Origin of the sequence: Marinobacter sp. M1C (assembly GCF_023314135.1) — a bacterium.
Lineage (GTDB): Bacteria > Pseudomonadota > Gammaproteobacteria > Pseudomonadales > Oleiphilaceae > Marinobacter.
On sequence record NZ_CP092289.1, the window covers coordinates 4,218,078 to 4,237,921 of the forward strand.

Annotated in this window: 16 protein-coding genes; 7 read left to right on the forward strand and 9 right to left on the reverse strand. The window is 55.4% G+C overall.

Going from position 1 to position 19,844, the window contains the following annotated elements; translation table 11 throughout:
• Positions 1-287: 287 nt before the first annotated feature.
• The 4 genes from MIH19_RS19895 to dauA all read right to left on the reverse strand — a co-directional run bounded on the left by MIH19_RS19895 (position 288) and on the right by dauA (position 7,964).
• The gene (locus MIH19_RS19895) at positions 288-2,153 is read right to left on the reverse strand and encodes an SLC13 family permease (protein ID WP_249006511.1); all 1,866 of its coding nucleotides are present in this window, start codon (positions 2,151-2,153) and stop codon (positions 288-290) included.
• Between the two features lie 161 nt (positions 2,154-2,314).
• Positions 2,315-3,907 (reverse strand): isocitrate lyase, encoded by a 1,593-nt coding sequence (locus tag MIH19_RS19900; RefSeq protein WP_249006512.1) that lies wholly within the window; start codon positions 3,905-3,907, stop codon positions 2,315-2,317.
• A gap of 268 nt (positions 3,908-4,175) precedes the next feature.
• Complete coding sequence (locus tag MIH19_RS19905) at positions 4,176-6,137, reverse strand: ion channel DMI1 (protein WP_249006513.1); 1,962 nt, start codon at positions 6,135-6,137, stop codon at positions 4,176-4,178.
• Between the two features lie 105 nt (positions 6,138-6,242).
• Complete coding sequence (gene dauA, locus MIH19_RS19910) at positions 6,243-7,964, reverse strand: C4-dicarboxylic acid transporter DauA (RefSeq protein WP_249006514.1); 1,722 nt, start codon at positions 7,962-7,964, stop codon at positions 6,243-6,245.
• Between the two features lie 111 nt (positions 7,965-8,075).
• On the opposite strand from dauA, the gene MIH19_RS19915 reads away from it, so the two are divergent.
• Positions 8,076-9,095: a ChaN family lipoprotein gene (locus MIH19_RS19915; protein WP_249006515.1), complete on the forward strand. Its 1,020-nt coding sequence runs from the start codon at positions 8,076-8,078 to the stop codon at positions 9,093-9,095.
• 4 nt (positions 9,096-9,099) lie between these two features.
• Here MIH19_RS19915 and MIH19_RS19920 read toward each other — a convergent pair whose 3' ends face one another.
• Complete coding sequence (locus tag MIH19_RS19920; protein WP_249006516.1) at positions 9,100-10,167, reverse strand: beta-N-acetylglucosaminidase domain-containing protein; 1,068 nt, start codon at positions 10,165-10,167, stop codon at positions 9,100-9,102.
• Between the two features lie 153 nt (positions 10,168-10,320).
• Here MIH19_RS19920 and MIH19_RS19925 point away from each other — a divergent pair, with 153 nt between their 5' ends.
• The 4 genes from MIH19_RS19925 to MIH19_RS19940 all read left to right on the forward strand — a co-directional run bounded on the left by MIH19_RS19925 (position 10,321) and on the right by MIH19_RS19940 (position 13,941).
• A complete protein-coding gene (locus tag MIH19_RS19925) occupies positions 10,321-10,596 on the forward strand; it encodes an acyltransferase family protein (protein ID WP_249006517.1) in 276 nt (91 codons plus the stop codon).
• 330 nt (positions 10,597-10,926) lie between these two features.
• Positions 10,927-12,003, forward strand: coding sequence for a TRAP transporter substrate-binding protein (locus MIH19_RS19930; protein WP_249006518.1), 1,077 nt, complete (start codon positions 10,927-10,929; stop codon positions 12,001-12,003).
• 100 nt (positions 12,004-12,103) lie between these two features.
• Positions 12,104-12,649: a TRAP transporter small permease subunit gene (locus MIH19_RS19935; RefSeq protein WP_249006519.1), complete on the forward strand. Its 546-nt coding sequence runs from the start codon at positions 12,104-12,106 to the stop codon at positions 12,647-12,649.
• Positions 12,646-13,941: a TRAP transporter large permease subunit gene (locus tag MIH19_RS19940; protein ID WP_249006520.1), complete on the forward strand. Its 1,296-nt coding sequence runs from the start codon at positions 12,646-12,648 to the stop codon at positions 13,939-13,941. The genes MIH19_RS19935 and MIH19_RS19940 overlap by 4 nt, the downstream gene beginning before the upstream one ends.
• Before the next feature lie 65 nt (positions 13,942-14,006).
• On the opposite strand, the gene MIH19_RS19945 is transcribed toward MIH19_RS19940, so the two are convergent.
• Together MIH19_RS19945 and MIH19_RS19950 are read right to left on the reverse strand one after the other, a co-directional pair.
• Positions 14,007-14,480, reverse strand: coding sequence for a Dps family protein (locus tag MIH19_RS19945; RefSeq protein ID WP_249006521.1), 474 nt, complete (start codon positions 14,478-14,480; stop codon positions 14,007-14,009).
• A gap of 176 nt (positions 14,481-14,656) precedes the next feature.
• On the reverse strand, positions 14,657-16,099 hold the full coding sequence (locus MIH19_RS19950) for a dihydrolipoyl dehydrogenase (protein WP_249006522.1): 1,443 nt from the start codon (positions 16,097-16,099) through the stop codon (positions 14,657-14,659).
• 120 nt (positions 16,100-16,219) lie between these two features.
• Here MIH19_RS19950 and MIH19_RS19955 point away from each other — a divergent pair, with 120 nt between their 5' ends.
• Positions 16,220-16,891 carry a LysE family transporter gene (locus MIH19_RS19955; RefSeq protein WP_249006523.1) on the forward strand — a complete coding sequence of 224 codons (672 nt, stop codon included), beginning with the start codon at positions 16,220-16,222 and terminating at the stop codon, positions 16,889-16,891.
• On the opposite strand, the gene MIH19_RS19960 is transcribed toward MIH19_RS19955, so the two are convergent.
• Positions 16,836-17,954, reverse strand: a complete 1,119-nt coding sequence (locus MIH19_RS19960) for a 3-deoxy-7-phosphoheptulonate synthase (RefSeq protein ID WP_249006524.1) — start codon at positions 17,952-17,954, stop codon at positions 16,836-16,838. The genes MIH19_RS19955 and MIH19_RS19960 overlap by 56 nt on opposite strands.
• Before the next feature lie 370 nt (positions 17,955-18,324).
• Here MIH19_RS19960 and MIH19_RS19965 point away from each other — a divergent pair, with 370 nt between their 5' ends.
• On the forward strand, positions 18,325-19,158 hold the full coding sequence (locus MIH19_RS19965; protein WP_249006525.1) for a secretin: 834 nt from the start codon (positions 18,325-18,327) through the stop codon (positions 19,156-19,158).
• Positions 19,159-19,161: 3 nt separating this feature from the next.
• Here MIH19_RS19965 and MIH19_RS19970 read toward each other — a convergent pair whose 3' ends face one another.
• On the reverse strand, positions 19,162-19,701 hold the full coding sequence (locus tag MIH19_RS19970; protein WP_249006526.1) for a molecular chaperone DnaJ: 540 nt from the start codon (positions 19,699-19,701) through the stop codon (positions 19,162-19,164).
• Between the last annotated feature and the right edge of the window lie 143 nt (positions 19,702-19,844).

Genomic DNA, 19,844 nt, shown 5'->3' on the forward strand with positions numbered 1-19,844 from the left:
CCAAAAAATTCCAGCCCTCAAGCAAGCCACTGAAAAACGTGATTTTTAATTTTTATTCGTCGCTTTTCACCGCCCCGAAAAAATAGCAGGTTGTAACATTACTGGTACAACTCGCCAGGTTTAAATACCGCATTTTAAGTATTCGATTTCTAAATCAAGGCTCTACAAAAATATAATGTGTAAAGCTCAGGCACTATGTAGCTACTTTGACGACATAAGAGCTCTTAACGCCAAACAATGGATCCCTGAATTGGCCATATGGGACACTGGATGCCCAATACTCAAGATCACGCCCACACCAGCATAATCATTGGCACAGCTACCACCGTAACGATGATCGATAACGGTAATCCCAAGCGCCAGTAGTCACCAAACTGATAACCGCCGGGCTCCATCACCAGCGCATTGGACTGATGGCCAATAGGCGTCATGAAGGCGGATGAGGCGCCTACGGCAACCGCCATCAACACCGCGTCGGTGGGCACGTTTAGCGACGTCGCCAGGTTCAATGCGACCGGTGCCACCACAATCGCGGCCGCGGCATTATTGATCACATTCGACAGCAGCAGAGTGACTACCAACAACATGGCCAGCACCGCGGCCAGCGAAAAGTCGCCGCCCAGTGCCAGCATCTGATTCGCTAGTAACTGGGCGCCGCCGCTGGTTTCCAGCGCCTGGCCGACCGGAATCATCGCTGCCAGTAAGACAATGATCGACCAATCGATAGACTTATAGGCCTCTTCCGCGGACAACAATCCCACCAACACCATCGCCACCGCGCCTGCCACCAGCGCTACCGGTGCGCTCAGCAGCCCGCTGACCACCGCCGCAATACTGGCACCAAATACGGCGGCCGCCAGCGCTACCTTGCGTGACGACCCAAGCCGCAGCCCGCGCTCTGCCAACGGCAGGCAACCCAGAGTAATCAGAGTTTCTGTGAGGCCATCCTGGGTACCCTGCACCAGCAGAATGTCGCCGGCCTGGAAGCGGATATCCCCCAACCGGCTCTGAATACGCTGGCCACGGCGAGCCACCGCCACCACGTTCAGCAAATAGCGTTCGCGCAAACCCAAACGGTTAGCAGACAGTCCAAGTAAGGTTGAGCCTGGCGAAACCACCACTTCCATCAATTGCAAGTCGCCTTCATCCAGACTAATCGGCGCCTTGGCATCCTCTTCGTCGGCGCTGGGCTCATCGCTGGAATCTTCAGGTAGCCCGTCCGCGTTCGTTGTCTCGTTGTCTAGCTCGCGCTGCGGCGCCAAAAGCGCACCGGTGGCTAACTCAAGACCGGTATTGTCTAGAAAAGCCTGCAAACTTTCGGTATTGGCCTCAATTAACAACAAATCGCCTTCGCGCATTACAGTAAAGGTCGAGGGAGTGATCTTGCGTGCGCCGTCACGGATCAAGGCCAACACCGCAAGATCATCGCTCTCACCGGATTCGGTCAACAGTGAGTGCAAGGTGACGCCAGCGCTGGCGGAGCCTTCCGGCACTCGCAGTTCGGTAACATAATCCCCCACGCTGAACAGCTTTTTACCGCCGTCGCCGTCATCGCGCCGCGGTGTCAGACGCCAGCCCACCAGGGTGATAAACGCAATACCGGCCACGGTGACCGCCAGACCCACCGGGGCAAAATCGAACAGGCCAAAGGCGCCTTCGGGACGATAGGAAGAAATAATAATGTTCGGTGGTGTGCCAATCAGGGTGACGGTACCCCCCAGCAAGGAGCCAAACGCCAGCGGCATCAGCAGCATGGAGGGCGAGCGCCCGGCGTCACGGGACATCCAGATGGCGACCGGCATCAACAGAGCCAAGGCGCCAACGTTGTTGATAAAACCGGAGCAAAGCGCAACCACCGAGGTGAGCGTAAGCACCTGCAGGGTGGGCCGATGGCCGATACGCCCCAACAATCGGGCAATCGCATCCACCACGCCGCCGTTTACCAGCCCTTGGCTGATCACCAATACAGCCGCCACGGTAATTACCGCCGGGTGTCCGAAACCACTGAACAGTTCATCAGCGGGCACCAGACCGGTGAACGCCATCGCCAGCAACGCCAGCATCGACACCACATCAAACCGCAGTCGATTCCAGACAAACAGCGCCAGCGTAATACCCAATACCGCAAACACAATGCCTTGATCCAGATTCAATCGCCCTGCTCCTGCCTGAACACGTTGTTTCTATTAGCATAGACCAAGGCCTCAACCCTGAGCCGGCGCCACAAAAAAACCCGCACCTGGCGAACCAGCGTGCGGGTTTTTAAATCCCGGAAGGGGGAGTTGCGGCATCCGTGCCGCGTCAGATTAGCCTATTAGCCAAACTGGTTCATGGTGTTGTCTTTACCACCGGCTTTCAGCGCGGCGTCGCCGGCGAAGAATTCCTTGTGGTCGTCACCAATGTTGGAACCGGCCATGTCCTGGTGCTTAACAGTGGCGATACCCTGGCGAATTTCTTTACGCTGAACACCTTTGACATAAGCCAGCATGCCTTCGGCACCGAAATAGCCTTTGGCCAGATTATCGGTCGACAGGGCCGCCGTGTGGTAAGTCGGCAGCGTGATCAGGTGGTGAAACACACCGGCTTCACGGGCAGCATCGCGCTGGAAGTCCGCCGTCCACTGATCGGCCAGCTTGCCCAGGTCGGTGCTGTCGTATTCTTCACCCATCAGCGCAGCACGCTCGTAGGCCGATACGTCTTTGCCTTCTTTTTTCCAGGAATCGAACACCTGTTGACGGAAGCTCAGAGTCCAGTTGAACGACGGGCTGTTGTTGTACACCAGCTTGGCGTTAGGAACTACTTCCTTGATGCGGTTAACCATCGCTGCGATCTGGCCAACGTGGGGCTTCTCGGTTTCGATCCACAGCATGTCAGCGCCGTTCTGCAGGCTGGTGATGCAATCCAGAATAACCCGGTCTTCACCGCTACCGGCCTTGAACTGGAACAATCCAGATGCCAGACGCTTGGGCTTGACCAGCTGACCGTTCTGCTTGATCACCACGTCGCCGTTGTTGATGTCTTCGGCTTTAGCAATAACGTCACCGTCGATGAAGCTGTTGTACTGGTCGCCCAGGTCACCCGGCTCGTCGGTTACGGCAATTTTCTGAGTCAGGCCAGCACCCAAGGAGTCAGTACGGGCAACAATCACGCCGTCGTCTACACCCAGTTCCAGGAAGGCCAAACGCACAGCGTTGATCTTGGCCAGAAAGTCGGCGTGGGGAACGGTTACTTTGCCGTCCTGGTGGCCGCACTGCTTCTCGTCAGACACCTGGTTTTCAATCTGGATACAGCAGGCACCGGCTTCAATCATCTGCTTGGCCAGCAGGTAAGTGGCTTCTGCGTTACCAAAACCGGCGTCGATGTCGGCAATGATCGGCACAATGTGGGTCTGATGGTTATCAATCTGGCTTATCAGCTGCTCGGCCTTGGCGTCGTCGCCGGCGTTCTGAGCTTCTTCCAGATCACGGAACAGATGGTTCAGTTCCCAGGAATCAGCTTGGCGCAGAAACGTGTACAACTCGCCAATCAGGCCGGACACGGCGGTTTTCTCGTGCATGGACTGATCTGGCAGAGGGCCGAACTCTGAACGCAGGGCGGCAACCATCCAACCGGACAGGTACAGGTAGCGGCGTGAGGTGTCGCCGAAGTGTTTCTTAATGGAAATCATCTTCTGCTGGCCGATAAACCCGTGCCAGCACCCCAGAGACTGGGTGTACTGAGAGGTATCGTTATCGTAGTTCGCCATGTCTTCACGCATAATCTTGGCGGTGTACTTGGCGATATCCAAGCCAGTCTGAAATTTGTTCTGGGCGCGCATGCGGGCCGCGTGCTCAGGCTTGATGGCGTTCCAGGTAGGATTCTGTTTCAACAGGGTGGTTAGGGTATCAACGTCTTTTGAGTAGGGCATGGTTCATTCCTTTGTACGTCAGTTTTTTCAAGGGCGTCGAATTTAAATCCAATTCTCCCTGGACATTGACGACTACTCTAATGCCTCTCACCGCATAACTGAAATTTATATAATCTATATTCAGCATTTTTTTTGTGAATGGCTAAAAACATTAAAACCGGATACCCAACGTTTACAAATCCACAGCTGACAGCCCGAGTATTTCCGACCAGATTGGTCTATTCGTTTGCTTATAAGGTGTAGACGGCCCCGGTAATGACGGGAGGCACTAATCAGATACTTGGCCTGTTAAACATAAAATCACTAACCGGTCCCCAGGCTTAACATCGAGATAATCCCGCCGAGGCGGGTTTAGCATCAGATGCCGACCCTTGGCGTCTGGCTGGTCCCGATAGATACCAAGCGCTATTTCACCCTCTTTGGCCAACGTTCGTTCCAGCAACTGAAAATTAACGCTGGCCGGAAGCGCGTAATCGCCTGGGTCCCGAAACTGAATTTCCGCACCATCCATTGTGAAGAGCTCATCCAACACCACTCGCAACTCTCGCCTAAGGGCAACCTGAGCTAGAACATGGCTGAGTATCATCGGGCTGATGAGCATTTCGCTGCCGTGGTTGTACAGCAAATGGCTGTTGTCTGGATCGCTCAGTTCCATGATCAACTGCGGACGCCGTGATTGACCTGCCAGTACATCTTCCAGTTGTAAATAACCCACCATGGTGCGGGCGTCGGCTTCTTCACCGGATGCCAGGCGATCGCTGCTCAGCAGCATCACTGTGTCGTAGGCCGCTGGCTGCAATTGGCGCAGCTCGGCCTCAACCATGTAATCGGCTTCGATGTGCTGAACTTCCATGTCTACCTTTTTTCCCAGATGGCGCCGGGTCAGCTGGTCGCGTTCAGCAGCGCCGACAACCGAAATCACATCCACCTGAAACGGCCGATAGTGGTAACTCGACAACTCCGCCAGCAGGCTGGGCACCCGTCGATTCCAGCCCAACACCAGTATTCTCTGGAGTTTCTGCACCGGCGCGGCGGTCACTATCCGTGGGCTACCACGCTGAACCACGGGTAACGACGGCAGCTTGGGGTTAGGATCGGTTTCGGCGTAAAAACGCGCCATCATGATCACTCGGTCTTCTTTGTCAATTACGCTGTCTGTTGGCGCCATCAACCAGACTTTCCACTGTTCACCCTCGCGCTTCAGCAGGCCCAGCACAATCGCCAACGGCCGCTGCGCAGAAACCTCAGCCAGGGTCATGCCAACCATGGTTTCGCCACCGCGCACATACAGCTCGTTGCCGTCGCCAGCGGTGAGCAGTTCGTTATAAATTTCCGACAGGCCCGGATGCAAGATATTCTGCGCCATCAAACGGCTGATGGTGGCATCGCCGGCCACCACTTCTACCGCGCCGGGATAGGCTCGTTCGATCACCGGCAATTTTCGCAGGTCTTGAATCTCGGCCACGACATAAGGCAGTGGCGCGTTGTATTGGCGTGCCTGAGCGGCAATCGACAGCAGCGCTTTGACGGTTTCCACATCCGGCGTTAGCAGGCTGCCGGCGCCTGTGTGGCCGCTGGGCACAATGACTGCGGCGGCGTCCAGACACGCAACCCTATGCAGGGCGTCGGGCTGAATGGGTGAGCCGCTGCGCAAAATGATCTGGCGCGCGCGACGGCCGATACCGGGCTCCATACGTAATTCGTGCACCTGCTCCGCACTGGCATGCTCTGAGAGCACGACCAGATTGAGCCGGCCGGCATCGTGTTGCTCCAGAAACCGGCGCATACGGCCTGATGCACTCAGCAATTCCGTCAGCAGTGGCAACGTGTGCCGGGTCCAGCCCAGTACCACAATGTGACTTTTCAGCGTGACCGGCGTCAGGCCTCGCTCTAACTCTTCCATTTTGGCAATCAGCCAGCGGGTGAGAATGGCAACCAGGGTGCCCATAAACACCACATAACCGCTGACGGTAAGCAGGGTAGAGACAAAACGCTGCCAAGCGCCTATGTCGTCACCCAGATAGCCAGGATCTGTCAGGCGCAAAAACGCCCACCAAACGGCCGCGCCCACACTGTCAAATTTTTGCCCGACCGCCAATACTGCAAGTCCGCCAGCAATCGAAATCAGCGCAATAAAGGCGGCAACCACCAATAGCTGGAAACCCGCACCTTTCACCAACTGGCGCTCAACAACGAACTTAACGCGATCCACAATTCGGAATGGCAGCATGCAAAACCTTTTTTACTGTTAGCTGGGGCTCTGTTTATCAAAGCACGGTTTATCAGAGCTCTATTTGTTAGAGCCCGATTTTGTAGTAGGTGATGTTAACAGCGATCAGTGCTCGCTGGCTTGCACCAGGGCATCAGCCAGTGTGGGTGTAAAGCGGCTAACACCGTTTACAGGCGCCACCCCTGCACGAGCCAGAGCTCGCAGCGGCTGGTACTGCAAATCGGCAATAATGATACGGGTGCCATCGCGCTCGCAGGCGGCCAGGAGCTTATTCAATGCAGACAGTCCACCCGCGTCCAGCAAGGTCACGCCGTCCATATACAGTATAAAACCACGGGCGTTTTTGGACAGTTCCGCCAGCTCGCCAAAGATGCGCTCGGCGGCGGCAAAGAACAGCGGCCCGTTGATCTTGAACACCTGCCAGCCGGGGGGCAAGTTAGCCTGCGTCACCCGCTGGTTGGTGGATATGTCGGTCACCCGTGTCATCTGCGCCATTTCGCGCATGAACAGCACCGCTGCCAGCAGTACGCCGGTGGTAATGGCAATCACCATATCCAGCGCCACCGTCAGGCTGAAGCAAGTCAGGAACACCACAAGATCACCGCGGGGCGCTGTTTTAAGCAAGTGCACGGCTTTTGGCGCTTCGCTCATATTCCACGCCACTATCAACAGCAACGCCGCCATCGCCGGCATTGGCATGTAAGACAGCACCCCTGCCAGCGCTACCAGCGCCAGCACCACCACCAGCGAGTGCACAATCGCAGACACCGGCGATTCAGCGCCAGCGCGATAGTTGGCGGCCGAGCGGGCAAGTGCCGCGGTGGCTGTAATACCACCAAAGAAGGGTGCGATTATGTTGCCCAGACCCTGTCCGAGCAGTTCACTGTTGGCGCTGTGGCGCTTACCGGTCATGCCGTCCAGGACCACCGCACACAGTAAGGATTCAATCGCGCCCAGCATGGCAATGGCAAACGCTGCCGGAATCAGAGCCTGAATCAGGTTCCAGGACACCACCAATGGGCTGCCATCGGCACCGGCCTGCTGCCAGGGCAAGGTAAACTCGGGCAAAAATGGAGGAATGCCACTGCCACTGGTTCCATCGGGTAGTAAATAACTGAAACGCGAGCCGATGGTATCAATGGAGGCACCCTGGCTGTTTAGCCACAGCGCCAACAAACTACCAACAATTACGGCAGGTAAGTGCGGTGGTACCGGTGTTTTCAGCCGCGGCCACAGCAGCATGATAGCCAATGTGACCCCGGCCACCAGAGTACTCATGGCATCCAGCGAGGGTGCAGCTTGAACCAGAGCAGCCAGCTTTCCCCAGTAATGCTCGGGCATGGCCGTAATCGGCAAACCGAACAGGTCTTTCACCTGCAGAGTGGCGATAACCACCGCAATGCCTCCGGTAAATCCCAGGGTCACCGGCTCCGGTATGTACTCAATAAAGCGCCCCAGGCGCATGACCGCCATAACCAGCAGCAACATCCCGGACATCACCGTGGCTAGAAGCAAACCGCCTAACCCGTATTCTTGGGCAATGGGATAAAGAATCACTACAAAAGCGGCGGTAGGGCCGGAAATGCTGTAGCGGCTGCCGCCCGTGAGCGCAATCACCACACCGGCAATAATGGCCGTGTACAAACCGTATTGGGGAGCCACACCGCTGGCAATAGCCAGTGCCATGGCCAGCGGAATAGCAATAATTCCTACGGTAATACCGGCCATCACATCTTTTGCAAAACGCCGGGAACTGTAAGGCTCCTGCACGCAGGCTTCGCGGATCGCGTGGCCTGGGCGCAGGGAAAACAAATGGCTGCGGGACATAAACAACTTGCCTGTACGAAGGGCTTCGCCAAGCATTATACTCGCTATACAGCCAGAGCGTGTTCGGAAAACTTATTAGTAGTGTGCTTACCGCAACGGAACTTCGCGCTTATGTCCATAATCCTTTACAACATTCGTTACCTGACTGGCGCCTTAGTGTTGGCAATAACAGCCGGCTGCGCGACCTCCCCGGCCTCGCACAACACCTTGAAAGCACCTCAAAACCAGTATCAGGCGCATATAGTTGACCCGCAGTCTGACATCTTGAACACGTTAACCGTAGAGCAGCTGGCAAAGCGTTTAGCCAACGCCGATGTGGTGGTCGTTGGCGAATATCACGGCCATCACGCCAGTCATCTGTTTCAAGCCCAGCTGCAGCTGGCGCTGTTTCAGCAGCAACCTCAACAGATACTGAGCATGGAGCAATTTGAAACTAATCAGCAGGATGCGCTGAACCAGTATCTGGCGGGCAGCAGCGGCGAAAGCGAAATGATTGAAGACACTGGCGCCTGGGACAATTATCGCGCGTCTTACCGGCCGCTGGTCGAATTCGCCCTTAGCCATCAATTACCCGTGATTGCGGCCAATGCACCGGGCGATATCGTGCGTTGTGTGGGCCGCGAAGGGCCGCACATTATTGACGATTTATCTCAGGCACAGCGCCAAACCATTGCTCAACAACCGTTTTTGGACACCCCGGCCTACCGGCAACGCTTTGATGATGCCATTGGCGCGAGTCATAACGGCGGCGGCGATGCTATGAAGCAGCGCCTGGACAACAGCTACAAAGCACAATTATTGCGCGACAACACCATGGCCGAACGCATTTTGCAGGCTCGCCGGAATTACCCTGGCCATCAGATACTGCACGTAAACGGCAATTTCCACAGCGAACAGCGTCAGGGCACGGTAGCGCTGCTGCACAAGCGCGCGCCAGAGTTGGAAATTACGGTGGTAAGCCCGGTTTTCTGGCCCGAAAATGAAGCCATGCCGGAGCTGTCTGAACACCGTACCAAAGGTGATTTTCTGTATTTTCTGCAGCCCTTGCCAGACACCTACAAAAACGACGAGCGCAGCAACCGTGCCATGCGCGAACGCTTCAGCCAGGCAGAGCAACCGCCCTGCCCTTAAGAGACTACTGGGTCGCCACGACCTCGTTGGTAACCGCGTAGTCGCCGGCCAGCCAGTGCAGTATTTCGTCGGCCGCAGGGTGGTCAAAGCCGTCATAGGTATGCGCCAAAGCCTGCTTCCGTTCGGCGGACAGGCGCTCCAGACCGGCGTCTTGCAACACCAACAAGTCTGCTTGCAGGCAATCCGCTAACTCGGCCCCAAGAACTTCCTGCGCGGCGCGATAAAACGCCTTACCGTATTCGTAATTCGGCCCGAATTGATAACTCTGCGCCAGGGTAATGGCCGGAATGCAGGTCAACGTTGGCTGTAGCGCCGGATTAATGGCGTGGCCGGCGATGTACGCAGCGTTAGACGCCGGGCGGCCCGTAAATCCACGCAGGTGCAAGTGGCGAGACATACGATCGCCATCATTAACCGGGTAGTTGTCCCACAACAGCGGCTTTCGCCCCAGAAGATCACCCACTCTTTGCAAGTGGCCGGGTGAAATCTCCCGCGAACACACTTCCTCGCCGGTCCAGAATATCTGTATGGAGGGATCCAGCGCCTGCCCCAGAGTCTGTAGATAGTCCACCGGGCGAGGGCCAAACACCCTATCCAACACCGGGTCATCCGAGTAGTAGGTCGGGCACACGCTGATACGCCGAACCGTGGAGTGTTCGGCAACCCAGTGCACAATGTCTGCCTGCGCCTGCGCCGTGTGCGGCCCGCTACGGTGCATGTCGTCAAACAGGATCGCCAGTTCATCCAGCCCCAGCTGATCAAAAAACGCCAGCTTGCGCGCCAGCGCCTGCCGGCCGGCTTCGTCAAAGTTGTCAAACAGTTCAAACGGGCTCAGGCCCACACCGAAACGCACCCCGGCGGTTTTACAGAAGTGGGCGAACGCGCCCATTTCTGCGGCAAACTGCGGCGGGTGCGGTTCCTGCCAGCGCCGTCTTAAAAACGCATCGGCCTTGGGCGCATAAAGATAAAAACCGTAACCGTGGGGCGCCAGCCTCTGCACCAGTTGCCGGCGCTGCTTCCAACTCCACAGTGGACCATAAAAGCCCTCAATAATCCCCAGCTCTACTGCCATGACCAATCTCCCTGCGGCTGCCTGCGTTGAACCCGACGGTTGTTCTGAATGATGAACACATCGTATAGCGCGGACAAGGTAACCGTATAGCTGAGCCGTATTGCCGCAACGCAAAGCAGGCTACTGTGAGCCAAATCCGTGACGAGACAGCCCATGCCCAGCTCCTCTTTCGGTTCCAGATTAGGCAGCCTGGACGCCCTGCGCGGCCTTGCAGCCTTGGGCGTGGTGCTGTTCCATTACCTGCCCTATTACCACGAAATGTATGCCCACGGCTTTGCGCTTTGGCCCTGGCTTAATCACGGTTTGTCATTTGGCCGATACGGTGTGCACCTGTTCTTCATACTCAGCGGATTTGTGATTTTCATGACCCTGGAGCGCAATGCCCATGATGGCTGGTTCGGTGGAAGCAGATTCCTGACGGCATGCTGATCTACCGCATTCATCGCTATGGCCGCCCCCCAGCCGCGGATGCCATTCTGCTCGCACCGGCTGGCTCAGTGTCTGCCTTGCTCTTGGCATCGTTCTGCTTTTCGCCTGCCTGATCCATTACAGCGTTGAAAAACCCGCCTTGCGACGGTTCAGGGCGTGGCGCACCCGCGCAAACAATGCTCGGGCCGTTACAGCACCTACGACCTATATCTAATGCTTTATATTTTTCGTTCCACCGATTAAAAATAACTGATAATGTGAGCTAGTTTTATCGCGTTTGTAACAGAACGCAGACTCAGCGAAAAACAATTATAAAAGGAAGCAAAAAAAATGATGATTCGTTCCATTTTTTCCGCGGCAATACTCGCGGTGGCAGCGACTTTCGCCTCTACACACGCACTGGCTCAGGAAACATTTACCCTGAAGCTGGCAGAAACTTGGGGCCCGAACTTTCCGATTTTTGGGGACACCACCAAAAACTTCGCCAAATCTGTCGAGGAAATGTCTAACGGTCGCCTGAAAATCCGCATCGATTCTGCTAACAAGCACAAGGCACCTCTGGGCGTGTTTGATATGGTCAAGGCCGGCCAATACGACATGGGCCACTCCGCTTCCTACTATTGGAAGGGTAAGGTTCCAGAGACCCTGTTCTTCACCAGCATGCCTTTCGGTATGAACGCCATTGAACAGTACGCCTGGTTTTATCACGGCGGCGGCATGGAGCTGATGCAGGAAGTGTATGCGCCACACAACATGCTATCGTTCCCCGGCGGCAACACTGGCGTTCAGATGGGCGGCTGGTTCCGCAAAGAAATCAAGTCGCTGGAAGACCTTCAGGGCCTGAAAATGCGCATTCCGGGCTTCGCCGGCGAAGTCTTTGCTGAAGTGGGCGTGAACCCGACTAACATTGCGCCAGGCGAGCTATACACGTCCTTGGAACGCAACACTATTGACGCGGTTGAGTGGGTGGGTCCGGCTCTGGATCTCCGCCTTGGCTTCCAGCAGATCGCGGACTATTACTACACCGGTTGGCACGAGCCTGCCACCGAGCTTCAGTTTCTGGTGAACAAGCAGGTATGGGAAAAGTTGCCTGCCGATTTGCAGGAAATCATGCGTGTTGCTATGCGCACAGCCTCCTACGACATGCTGGTACTCTCACAGCACGAAAATGCGAAAGCTTGGGCCAGCATCAAGAAAGACTTCCCGAACGTGCAGATCAAGCAGTTCCCCCAAGACATTTTCCAGGCTATGTACAATGCCAACAAAAAGCTTTTAAAAGAAGCTTCTGAAAGCAACGAACAAGCGGCCAGGATTATAAAATCCCAGGAAGACTATCTCGCACAAAGCCGCGCTTATACCGAAATTTCTGAGCAGGCATACCTGAACACAATGAGCACAGTAGAGTAAGATACAGGCGGTAATTGAGCCGGGTTCGTTCTGTGAGCGATCCCGGTTTTGTTGTTTTTAGCTATAGCAGAATCGCCAGCGCCCTGGCGGAGGATTGTGAATGCAGTGGATTATAAAGCTGGACGAGGGCCTTGCGCGCCTCTCTAATTTTTGCGGCTGGGTCGCCTGTGTCGCCATGATACTGATGGTGGGTAACGTTTTTTACGACGTTGCTGCCCGCTACGCGTTTAATCAGGTATCCATCGGTATGCAAGAAATGGAGTGGCACCTTTACTCCGTGGTTTTCCTGTTCGGCATTCCCTATGCGTTGCGCACAGACGGCCACGTTCGGGTAGACGTGCTTTATACGAAATGGAGCAACAAAACCAAGGCATGGGTAAACCTGACAGGCGCTCTGCTATTTGTGGTGCCATTCGCCTATTTGATCGGCATTTATGGCTACGATTTTACTCTAAGCTCCTACAGCATGGGCGAAGGCAGCGGCGATCCTGGCGGCCTGCCTCACCGTTGGTTGATCAAATCCGCAATACCGGTTTCTGCGTTCTTTATCGGCATCGCCGGCCTTAATATGGCAACTTACGCCCTGCGGGTTATGTACGGCGACAAAGAGTACGAAGGTGAGCACAGCGGAGGGGGACTCGCATGATCGGCATGATAATGTTCGTCGTGGCCCTGGTGATGCTAATGGTGGGCTTCCCGGTCGCCTTCACGTTTGGCGGCGTGGCTTTGTTTTTTGGTGTGTTGTCGGAAGGTATGGATCTGTTCGCTTTCATGCCTTATCGCATCATGAGCGTTATGCAGAATACGGTTCTAATGGCCGTTCCGCTGTTTATCTTTATGGGTGTTATCCTTCAGCGCACGCGTTTGGCTGAACAGTTGCTAACCTCCATGGGCCGGCTATTTGGTGGTCTGCCCGGCGGCCTGGCTATTTCTACCATTCTGGTTGGCGCACTGCTTGCGGCCTCCACAGGTGTCGTAGGCGCAAGTGTGGTTGCCATGGGCCTGATATCGCTGCCCGTGATGCTTGCCCACCAGTACGACAAGCGACTGGCAACCGGCACCATTTGTGCGGCAGGTACGCTGGGCCAGATTGTTCCTCCGTCCATCATCCTGATTATTCTGGGCGACGTGCTTGGGCTTCCTGTTGGCGATCTGTTCCGGGCGGCCGTTGGGCCCGGTGTGGTTCTTATCGGGCTCTATATCGTTTATATACTGATCGTGACCCGCTTCAAACCCGAAACGGCTCCGGCCATGCCTGAAGACAAGACCATTTCCCGTAAAAAGGAAGTCATGAATGCACTGCTGGCCATCATTCCGCCGCTGGCGCTGATTGTCATTGTGCTTGGTTCAATCTTTACCGGGATTGCGACGCCGACAGAATCCTCGGCCCTTGGTGGCGTGGGTGCCATTTTGCTGGCCCTTATCTATGGCCAGTTCTCATTTCAGATGGTTTGGAATGCCTCAAAAGATACGGTGAAAGTAACGGCCATGGTGTTCGCCATCCTGATCGGTGCGACGGCCTTTTCGATGGTGTTCAGCTACAGCGGTGGCGATTACCTGCTGGAAGAATGGATGTTGCAACTGCCGGGCGAGAAATGGGGCTTTATTATCCTCGCCATGCTGGTGATTATGGTGCTGGGCTTCTTCATCGATTTTGTCGAAATTTCCTTCATCATCGTGCCTATTCTGGCGCCCGTGGCCGAAGCCCTGGGCATCAACATGCTTTGGTTTGCCATTCTTATCGCTATGAACCTGCAAACCAGCTTTTTGACGCCGCCCTTCGGGTTCGCTTTGTTTTACCTTAAGGGGGTTGCACCGCCGGAGGTGCGAACGATTGATATCTACAAGGGGGTGCTGCCTTTCATCCTCTTGCAGGTGTTTGTGCTGGCGCTGATTGTGATCTTTCCAGGGTGGTTTGGCATGAGTTCCTCTTACTAACAAATGAAAGTAGCAGATAAAAAAATGGCGGCCATGTGGCCGCCATTTTTGGCATTAACCGGGACTTACTGGCCCAGGTAGCTGCGGTACATCCACAGGGTTTTTTCCTGCTCGGCAATGTAATCACTCATCAGCGACGCGGTGCCTTCATCGTCGGCGTCGTTGGCCAAACTCAGCAGTTCACGCTGCTTGCCGATCAATTTTACAAAGCTTTCTGCTATGTTCTGCACAGCGTCTTTGCCGTTAGACACGTCTTTACGCTCGGGGATATCAGACCGCTCCATATAGGTGCTATAAGCGTGGGCGGGGCGATGGCCCAGAGTCAAAACACGCTCGGCAATTTCGTCAACCTTCATCAACAACGCGTTGTACTGTTCTTCAAATTTAACGTGCAGCTCAAAGAAGTTATCGCCCTTGATGTTCCAGTGATATCCCCGCACGTTCATGTAAAAAATTTGATAGTTAGACAGCAAATCGTTTAGCGAATCAGCCAGCTTCTGCGTTTTCGCAGTATCCAAACCAAGAAAGTTTTTACTCATGTTCGTCTCCTTGACGTTCAATAACATTAACACCAGTGTGGCGCCGCGCGCGATAAAGCGGAAGTTTAACGAGTTGATCGCCGCGATAGGGTCAGACTTGGGCCCGCCTCAGGTTAATTTCAAGACCGTGTGGCACCCAAGCTCCATAACAAACGTTAATCTAGACCTGCCAAATGTCATACGCCCGGACCGCAGTCCATGCAGTTGCTGTCAGCAGCAGGGCCCATACTGAGTTTACGGCTCAGGTCCTGTAAGGCACTGCGCAGACCTTCTTCAATCACCGGGTGATAGAACGGCATTTCGAGCATTTCAGTCACCGTCATTCGGCGCTGAGCAGACCAGGCCAGCAGATGGGCAATGTGCTCGGCGGCAGGGCCAAACATTTCGGCGCCCATAAACAAACCGCTACCGTGTTCGCCGTACACCCTAAGCAGCCCGCGATTTTTACCAATCACCCGGCTGCGGCCCTGATTTTCGAAGCTGACTTCACCCACCGCGTAATGGCCGCGACAACGCTCATCCACCTGCTGGATCGTCAACCCCACCGAAGCGATCTGTGGGTCGGTAAACACCACCGCCAACGGCACTTTGCGCGAACCTGCCCGAACATCCGGGTAACGGCCGGCGTTGTCGCCAGCAATACGGCCTTCATCAGCGGCTTCGTGCAGCAAAGGTGCTTCGTTGTTAACATCGCCAGCAATGAATATATGGCTGTCACCACAGCGCAGAGTGTAACCGTTGAAGACCGGTATGCCCTGGTCATCCAGTTGCAGATCGGCGTTTTGTATGTCTAACCCGTCAATATTCGAGCGCCGACCGGTTGCTGCCAGCAGGTAGTCGAATTCCTCGGTCACGACCTTACTGTCGGCGTTTTTAAAGCTTATCGAAACACCTTCGGCACTGCGCGCAACCGCCGTAACATCGGCGTCGGGGTCCAGCGGGAACTCGCGATTAAAGGTTTTTAGCGCGTAGTCCCGCAACTGCGGATCTTGCAACGACCCCAGGCTTCCACCCACCCCAAACATGCGAATGCGCACGCCCAGCCGAGCCAGCGCCTGGCCCAGTTCCAGACCAATCACTCCGGGACCAAACACAGCCACCGAGGCCGGCAAATCATGCCAGTCGAACAGATCGTCATTTACCACCAGGCGATCTCCGGCTTCTTTCAAAAACCCGGGGATATTGGGGCGCGAGCCGGTCGCGATGACGATGCGCTCTGCCGTCACCTCGGTATGGTCGCCCACCATTAACCGGTGCGGCGATGCAAAACGCACATTGCCGTGCAACCGATCTTGCTCAGGATAGCTTTCTGCAGACTTCACCACCGATGCAACGAACCGATCCCGCTCCAATCGCACCCGCGCCATCACCGCCTTACCATCAACCGCAACTGCGGGGCAGGTAATTCCGAAAAGACCGGCGCTGCGGGCTGCGTGGGCCGCATCAGCGGCGGCGATCAACAGTTTGCTGGGCATACATCCTACCCGGGCGCAGGTTGTTCCGTATCGGTCACCTTCAATCAACAGCACACTATCGCTATGCTTACGTGCCCGTTGGTAGGCAACCATACCGGCAGTGCCGGCACCAATAATGGCCACCTTAACCTTTCGCTGTTTCATAACTGCCTCCTTATAAACGTCTCGTGAACACTCACTATAGCAGTCGATTGTGCTTGGCATATCAATGCTTTGTGTTTCACAATATTGGCCCTTTACAGACCCACAGAAGGAGCACGTGGCATGAACACGTTCTGGCCAGAATTTCTGATCGTCGTTCTAGTGCATTTTCTGGCGGTCGCCAGTCCCGGGCCCGACTTTGCGGTTATGCTACGCCAGGCACTGTGCCAAACCCGCGCAAACTCGCTATTAACAGCTGCAGGCATAGGCGCGGGAATTTTAGTGCATGTGGCTTATTCCCTATTGGGCATAGGGCTGCTTATTCAGCAATCGGTGCTGTTGTTCAGCCTTTTGAAAGTGATTGGTGCTCTGTATCTGACATGGATCGCGGTGCAGTGCCTGCGTGCCAAGGCCGGAGGAGTTTACGTGGAGGCTGCAAAAGCACCGCACCAAAGCCGCCTGGCGGCGCTGCGCCTGGGTTTCCTGACAAACGCTCTGAATCCCAAAGCCACGCTCTTTTTTGTCTCGTTGTTTTCGGTGATTATCAGCCCCGGCACACCGGTTTTTGTACAAGCCGGCTATGGTCTGTACATGGCTCTGGCCACTTTTTTATGGTTCAGCCTGGTGACTGTGTTCTTTAGCCAGCCGAGGGTACGCAAAGGTTTTAACCGTTTCGGTCATTGGCTGGACCGGCTAATGGGCGGTGTGCTGCTGCTTTTAGCCGGTCAGTTATTGCTGTCTACAGTGAGCGGATCAGAGCCTTTGTCTGCTCCCATCCCAGGCACGGATCGGTAATCGAGCAGCCGTATTGAAGGTCAGCGCCGTCGTTCTGGCGGCCCGGCTGTAAAAAGCTTTCCAGCATTAGCCCACAAATCTGGCGATTACCGGCGCGCCGTTGGGCGACAACATCGCGGGCTATCTCCTGCTGGCGCTCGTGTTGCTTGCAGGCGTTATCGTGGCTGCAGTCCACCATCACCGCCGGATTCAGGCCTGCCTGCTGCAGCGCATGGGTCGCGCGGGCGATGCTGTGGCTGTCGTAATTGGTGATACCGCGACCACCACGCAACACCAGATGGGTGTCAGCGTTGCCCTCTGTAGAAATCATGACCGGCGTGCCTCTGGCAGACAGCCCCGGATGATGGTGGCCGTGGGCCGCGGACTGCATGGCATTGGTGGCCACCGCGATGCCGCCGTCAGTGCCATTTTTAAAACCCACCGGCATTGGCAAGCCGCTGGCCATTTCGCGATGCAGCTGCGACTCCGTGGTGCGCGCACCAATAGCCGTCCAACTCACCAGGTCTCCCAGATAATCCATAGCAAACGGGCTCAGCGCTTCAGTGGCTAGCGGCAGGCCGGTGGCCGCCAGATTCAGCAACAATTGCCGCGAGCGTACCAAGCCCTGATTCAAATCGCCCTGCCCGCTACGTTCAGGATCGTATAACAAACCTTTCCAGCCAACTGTGGTGCGGGGTTTTTCCAAGTAGGCGCGCATCACAATCAACATACGGTCACTAACATCCGCCGCAAGCTGTTTCAGCCTTTGCGCGTACTCCAGAGCGGCCACTTCGTCGTGAATAGAACATGGCCCGATCACGACCAGCAGGCGGTCGTCGGCCCCGTTAAGGATATTACGAATCGCGTGGCGCTGGTGTTCAACCTGTGCCTCAAGCTTCGCCACTAGCGGAAAATACCCGCGCAACTGATCAGGCGTGGGCAAAGCCACCTCGCGGCGACGGGCTGGGGCAATTTTTACCGCAGGTTCTACGGCACTCCCTATTGCACTCCCTATTGCACTCTCCATAACGCTCTCTACAGCACTCTCTTCGGCATTCTCAACAACACTTACTGGCATATTCATGGCGATTTGTCCGTTTCCCTGTTCCAAAATCAAAAAACCCCGACTGGGCTACCAGTCGGGGTTTTTGAGTCCGGTGGCAGCCTGGGTGATCTGCCGGGCTGCCTTCCTCGTTGTTCGATGATGAAGATCTAAGGGCGGCCCGGGGTCTGGCTAAAATAAAAGCCATAGTCGCGCCACCAAAATGAAACAGCCAATGCCGCCGCTGACGGTTCAATACCGAAAGCTTGCTGAACATTTAATTGGCAAATTGCTGGCTGAGTCTTCATGCTTTTTACTATAACCGGCCTGTTTTCAACTTGGCAACCGCTTATGCAAAGTTTTTATCTGGCGGTGTCAATGGCAGGCACCTGCCCAAACCGCGGAGTACTCCATGAATTGTCCCCGTATTTCCCGACTCACAGCGCCAAACGTAATGGTGCTGTTTATTACGTTTCTCCTGTTTTCGGTTTCAGCCAATGCCTTTGCGACAAGCCAAAGCCGGGCTTACAACCTGAACCAACGCCCGGCTGCGGATGTGGCCGCGCAAATTCGCGATCTTTACGAAGAAGTGAATGTCACCGTGGTCGGGCAGAAAATTGTAGCTCGCGGCGAGGCTCGCCTACTGGACGAAATCGGTCAGATTATTCAGCAACTGGATGTTGCTACGGCGCAGCTGCGCATCAGCGTGCAGTCTCGGGAGGACATCGGCGGTAAACGCAGCGGTGGCGGTGTCAACCTGACTCAAGATAACGCGTCAAGTAATCGCAACATCATTAACAGCAATACAGTCACGATAAGTGCGCAGAGCAAAACGATCAGATCATCCGGCAATCGCGAGCGCTCATTGATCGTGCAAGACGGGCAATCGGCTCAGGTCAGTGCCGGCCAAATTCGCAGTTTGCCATTCGCGGCCCGTGGCGGCCGAAATCCAGCCGTATTATTGCAACTGGTGGAAACCCGCAGCGGCTTTGTGGTGACTCCGCGGGTGATTTCACCGCAGAATATAGAGCTCAGTATTATGTCGTTTGAACAAGATGCCGCCGCCCTGCCGGGTTATGACACGGAAGCGCTAATGACTATTCGCCAGGTTCAACCCGGGCAATGGGTGTCTCTGGGTGGCGTTGACCGCAGCGAAAGCCGTGAAAAATCCGGCATCGTGTACCAAGTTAATAGCAGTGAAAATCGAAGCAGCCAGATTCGCGTGCGGGTTGACATTCTACCCTGAGGCTCAGATTTTGGCCCCACGCAGCAGGACACTCTTTGCCTCGTTAACTTTCGCTGCCAGGTAATCGTTGCCGCCGCGATCCGGATGAATTTTTTGCATCAGCCGGCGATGGGCCATCACGATGTCATCGCGGTGGCATCCCGGTTCCACGCCAAGAATCTCGCAGGCTTCACGTTCGCTGACTTGCCCGGCCACGTTAGCGCCCGTCCGCTGGCGCTCCTGACCGTCAGTGCTGTCCTGATTACGGCTGGCTTGGCCATTGCCAGCCTGACCATTACTAGCTTGACCATCAAAAGTACGCTGAATAAAGGGCAGGTATCGCAACAACGCAGGCAGCTTTCTCAACAACGGCAACAAGGCGGCAACAGCGGCTGTCAAAACGTGAATGCGCCCAGTCAACACCATCAGTAGCAAAAGGCCGCCACCGCCGATAAGAATGGTTTTCCAGGTGGCCGCTTTTTTCTTTTCTGGCGACAAGGTCCCCCATTGCCGCAACACAACAAACAGCCCCGCGGCCAAGGCAATTCCCAAAATCCATTGCATGCGCTGATCCCCATGGTAACTTCGACCGTAATTCTGTCACCAACTGCCAGTACAAAGCCAGATACGCCATAATTTCAACAGAGCTTCGTCACAGTTTCAGCGTGGTTTCGGGGGATGCCTGGCAAACATCATCGGCTGCGAAG

Excerpts from the sequence above, each read along its gene's own strand:
- MIH19_RS19915 (WP_249006515.1), top strand. The coding sequence starts at position 8,076 with ATGTCCATAATCCTTTACAACATTCGTTACCTGACTGGCGCCTTAGTG.
- MIH19_RS19920 (WP_249006516.1), bottom strand. The coding sequence starts at position 10,167 with ATGGCAGTAGAGCTGGGGATTATTGAGGGCTTTTATGGTCCACTGTGG.
- dauA (WP_249006514.1), bottom strand. The coding sequence starts at position 7,964 with ATGTCCCGCAGCCATTTGTTTTCCCTGCGCCCAGGCCACGCGATCCGC.
- MIH19_RS19955 (WP_249006523.1), top strand. The coding sequence starts at position 16,220 with ATGAACACGTTCTGGCCAGAATTTCTGATCGTCGTTCTAGTGCATTTT.
- MIH19_RS19965 (WP_249006525.1), top strand. The coding sequence starts at position 18,325 with ATGAATTGTCCCCGTATTTCCCGACTCACAGCGCCAAACGTAATGGTG.
- MIH19_RS19950 (WP_249006522.1), bottom strand. The coding sequence starts at position 16,099 with ATGAAACAGCGAAAGGTTAAGGTGGCCATTATTGGTGCCGGCACTGCC.
- MIH19_RS19960 (WP_249006524.1), bottom strand. The coding sequence starts at position 17,954 with ATGAATATGCCAGTAAGTGTTGTTGAGAATGCCGAAGAGAGTGCTGTA.
- MIH19_RS19940 (WP_249006520.1), top strand. The coding sequence starts at position 12,646 with ATGATCGGCATGATAATGTTCGTCGTGGCCCTGGTGATGCTAATGGTG.
- MIH19_RS19925 (WP_249006517.1), top strand. The coding sequence starts at position 10,321 with ATGCCCAGCTCCTCTTTCGGTTCCAGATTAGGCAGCCTGGACGCCCTG.
- MIH19_RS19935 (WP_249006519.1), top strand. The coding sequence starts at position 12,104 with ATGCAGTGGATTATAAAGCTGGACGAGGGCCTTGCGCGCCTCTCTAAT.
- MIH19_RS19900 (WP_249006512.1), bottom strand. The coding sequence starts at position 3,907 with ATGCCCTACTCAAAAGACGTTGATACCCTAACCACCCTGTTGAAACAG.
- MIH19_RS19970 (WP_249006526.1), bottom strand. The coding sequence starts at position 19,701 with ATGCAATGGATTTTGGGAATTGCCTTGGCCGCGGGGCTGTTTGTTGTG.
- MIH19_RS19945 (WP_249006521.1), bottom strand. The coding sequence starts at position 14,480 with ATGAGTAAAAACTTTCTTGGTTTGGATACTGCGAAAACGCAGAAGCTG.
- MIH19_RS19905 (WP_249006513.1), bottom strand. The coding sequence starts at position 6,137 with ATGCTGCCATTCCGAATTGTGGATCGCGTTAAGTTCGTTGTTGAGCGC.
- MIH19_RS19930 (WP_249006518.1), top strand. The coding sequence starts at position 10,927 with ATGATGATTCGTTCCATTTTTTCCGCGGCAATACTCGCGGTGGCAGCG.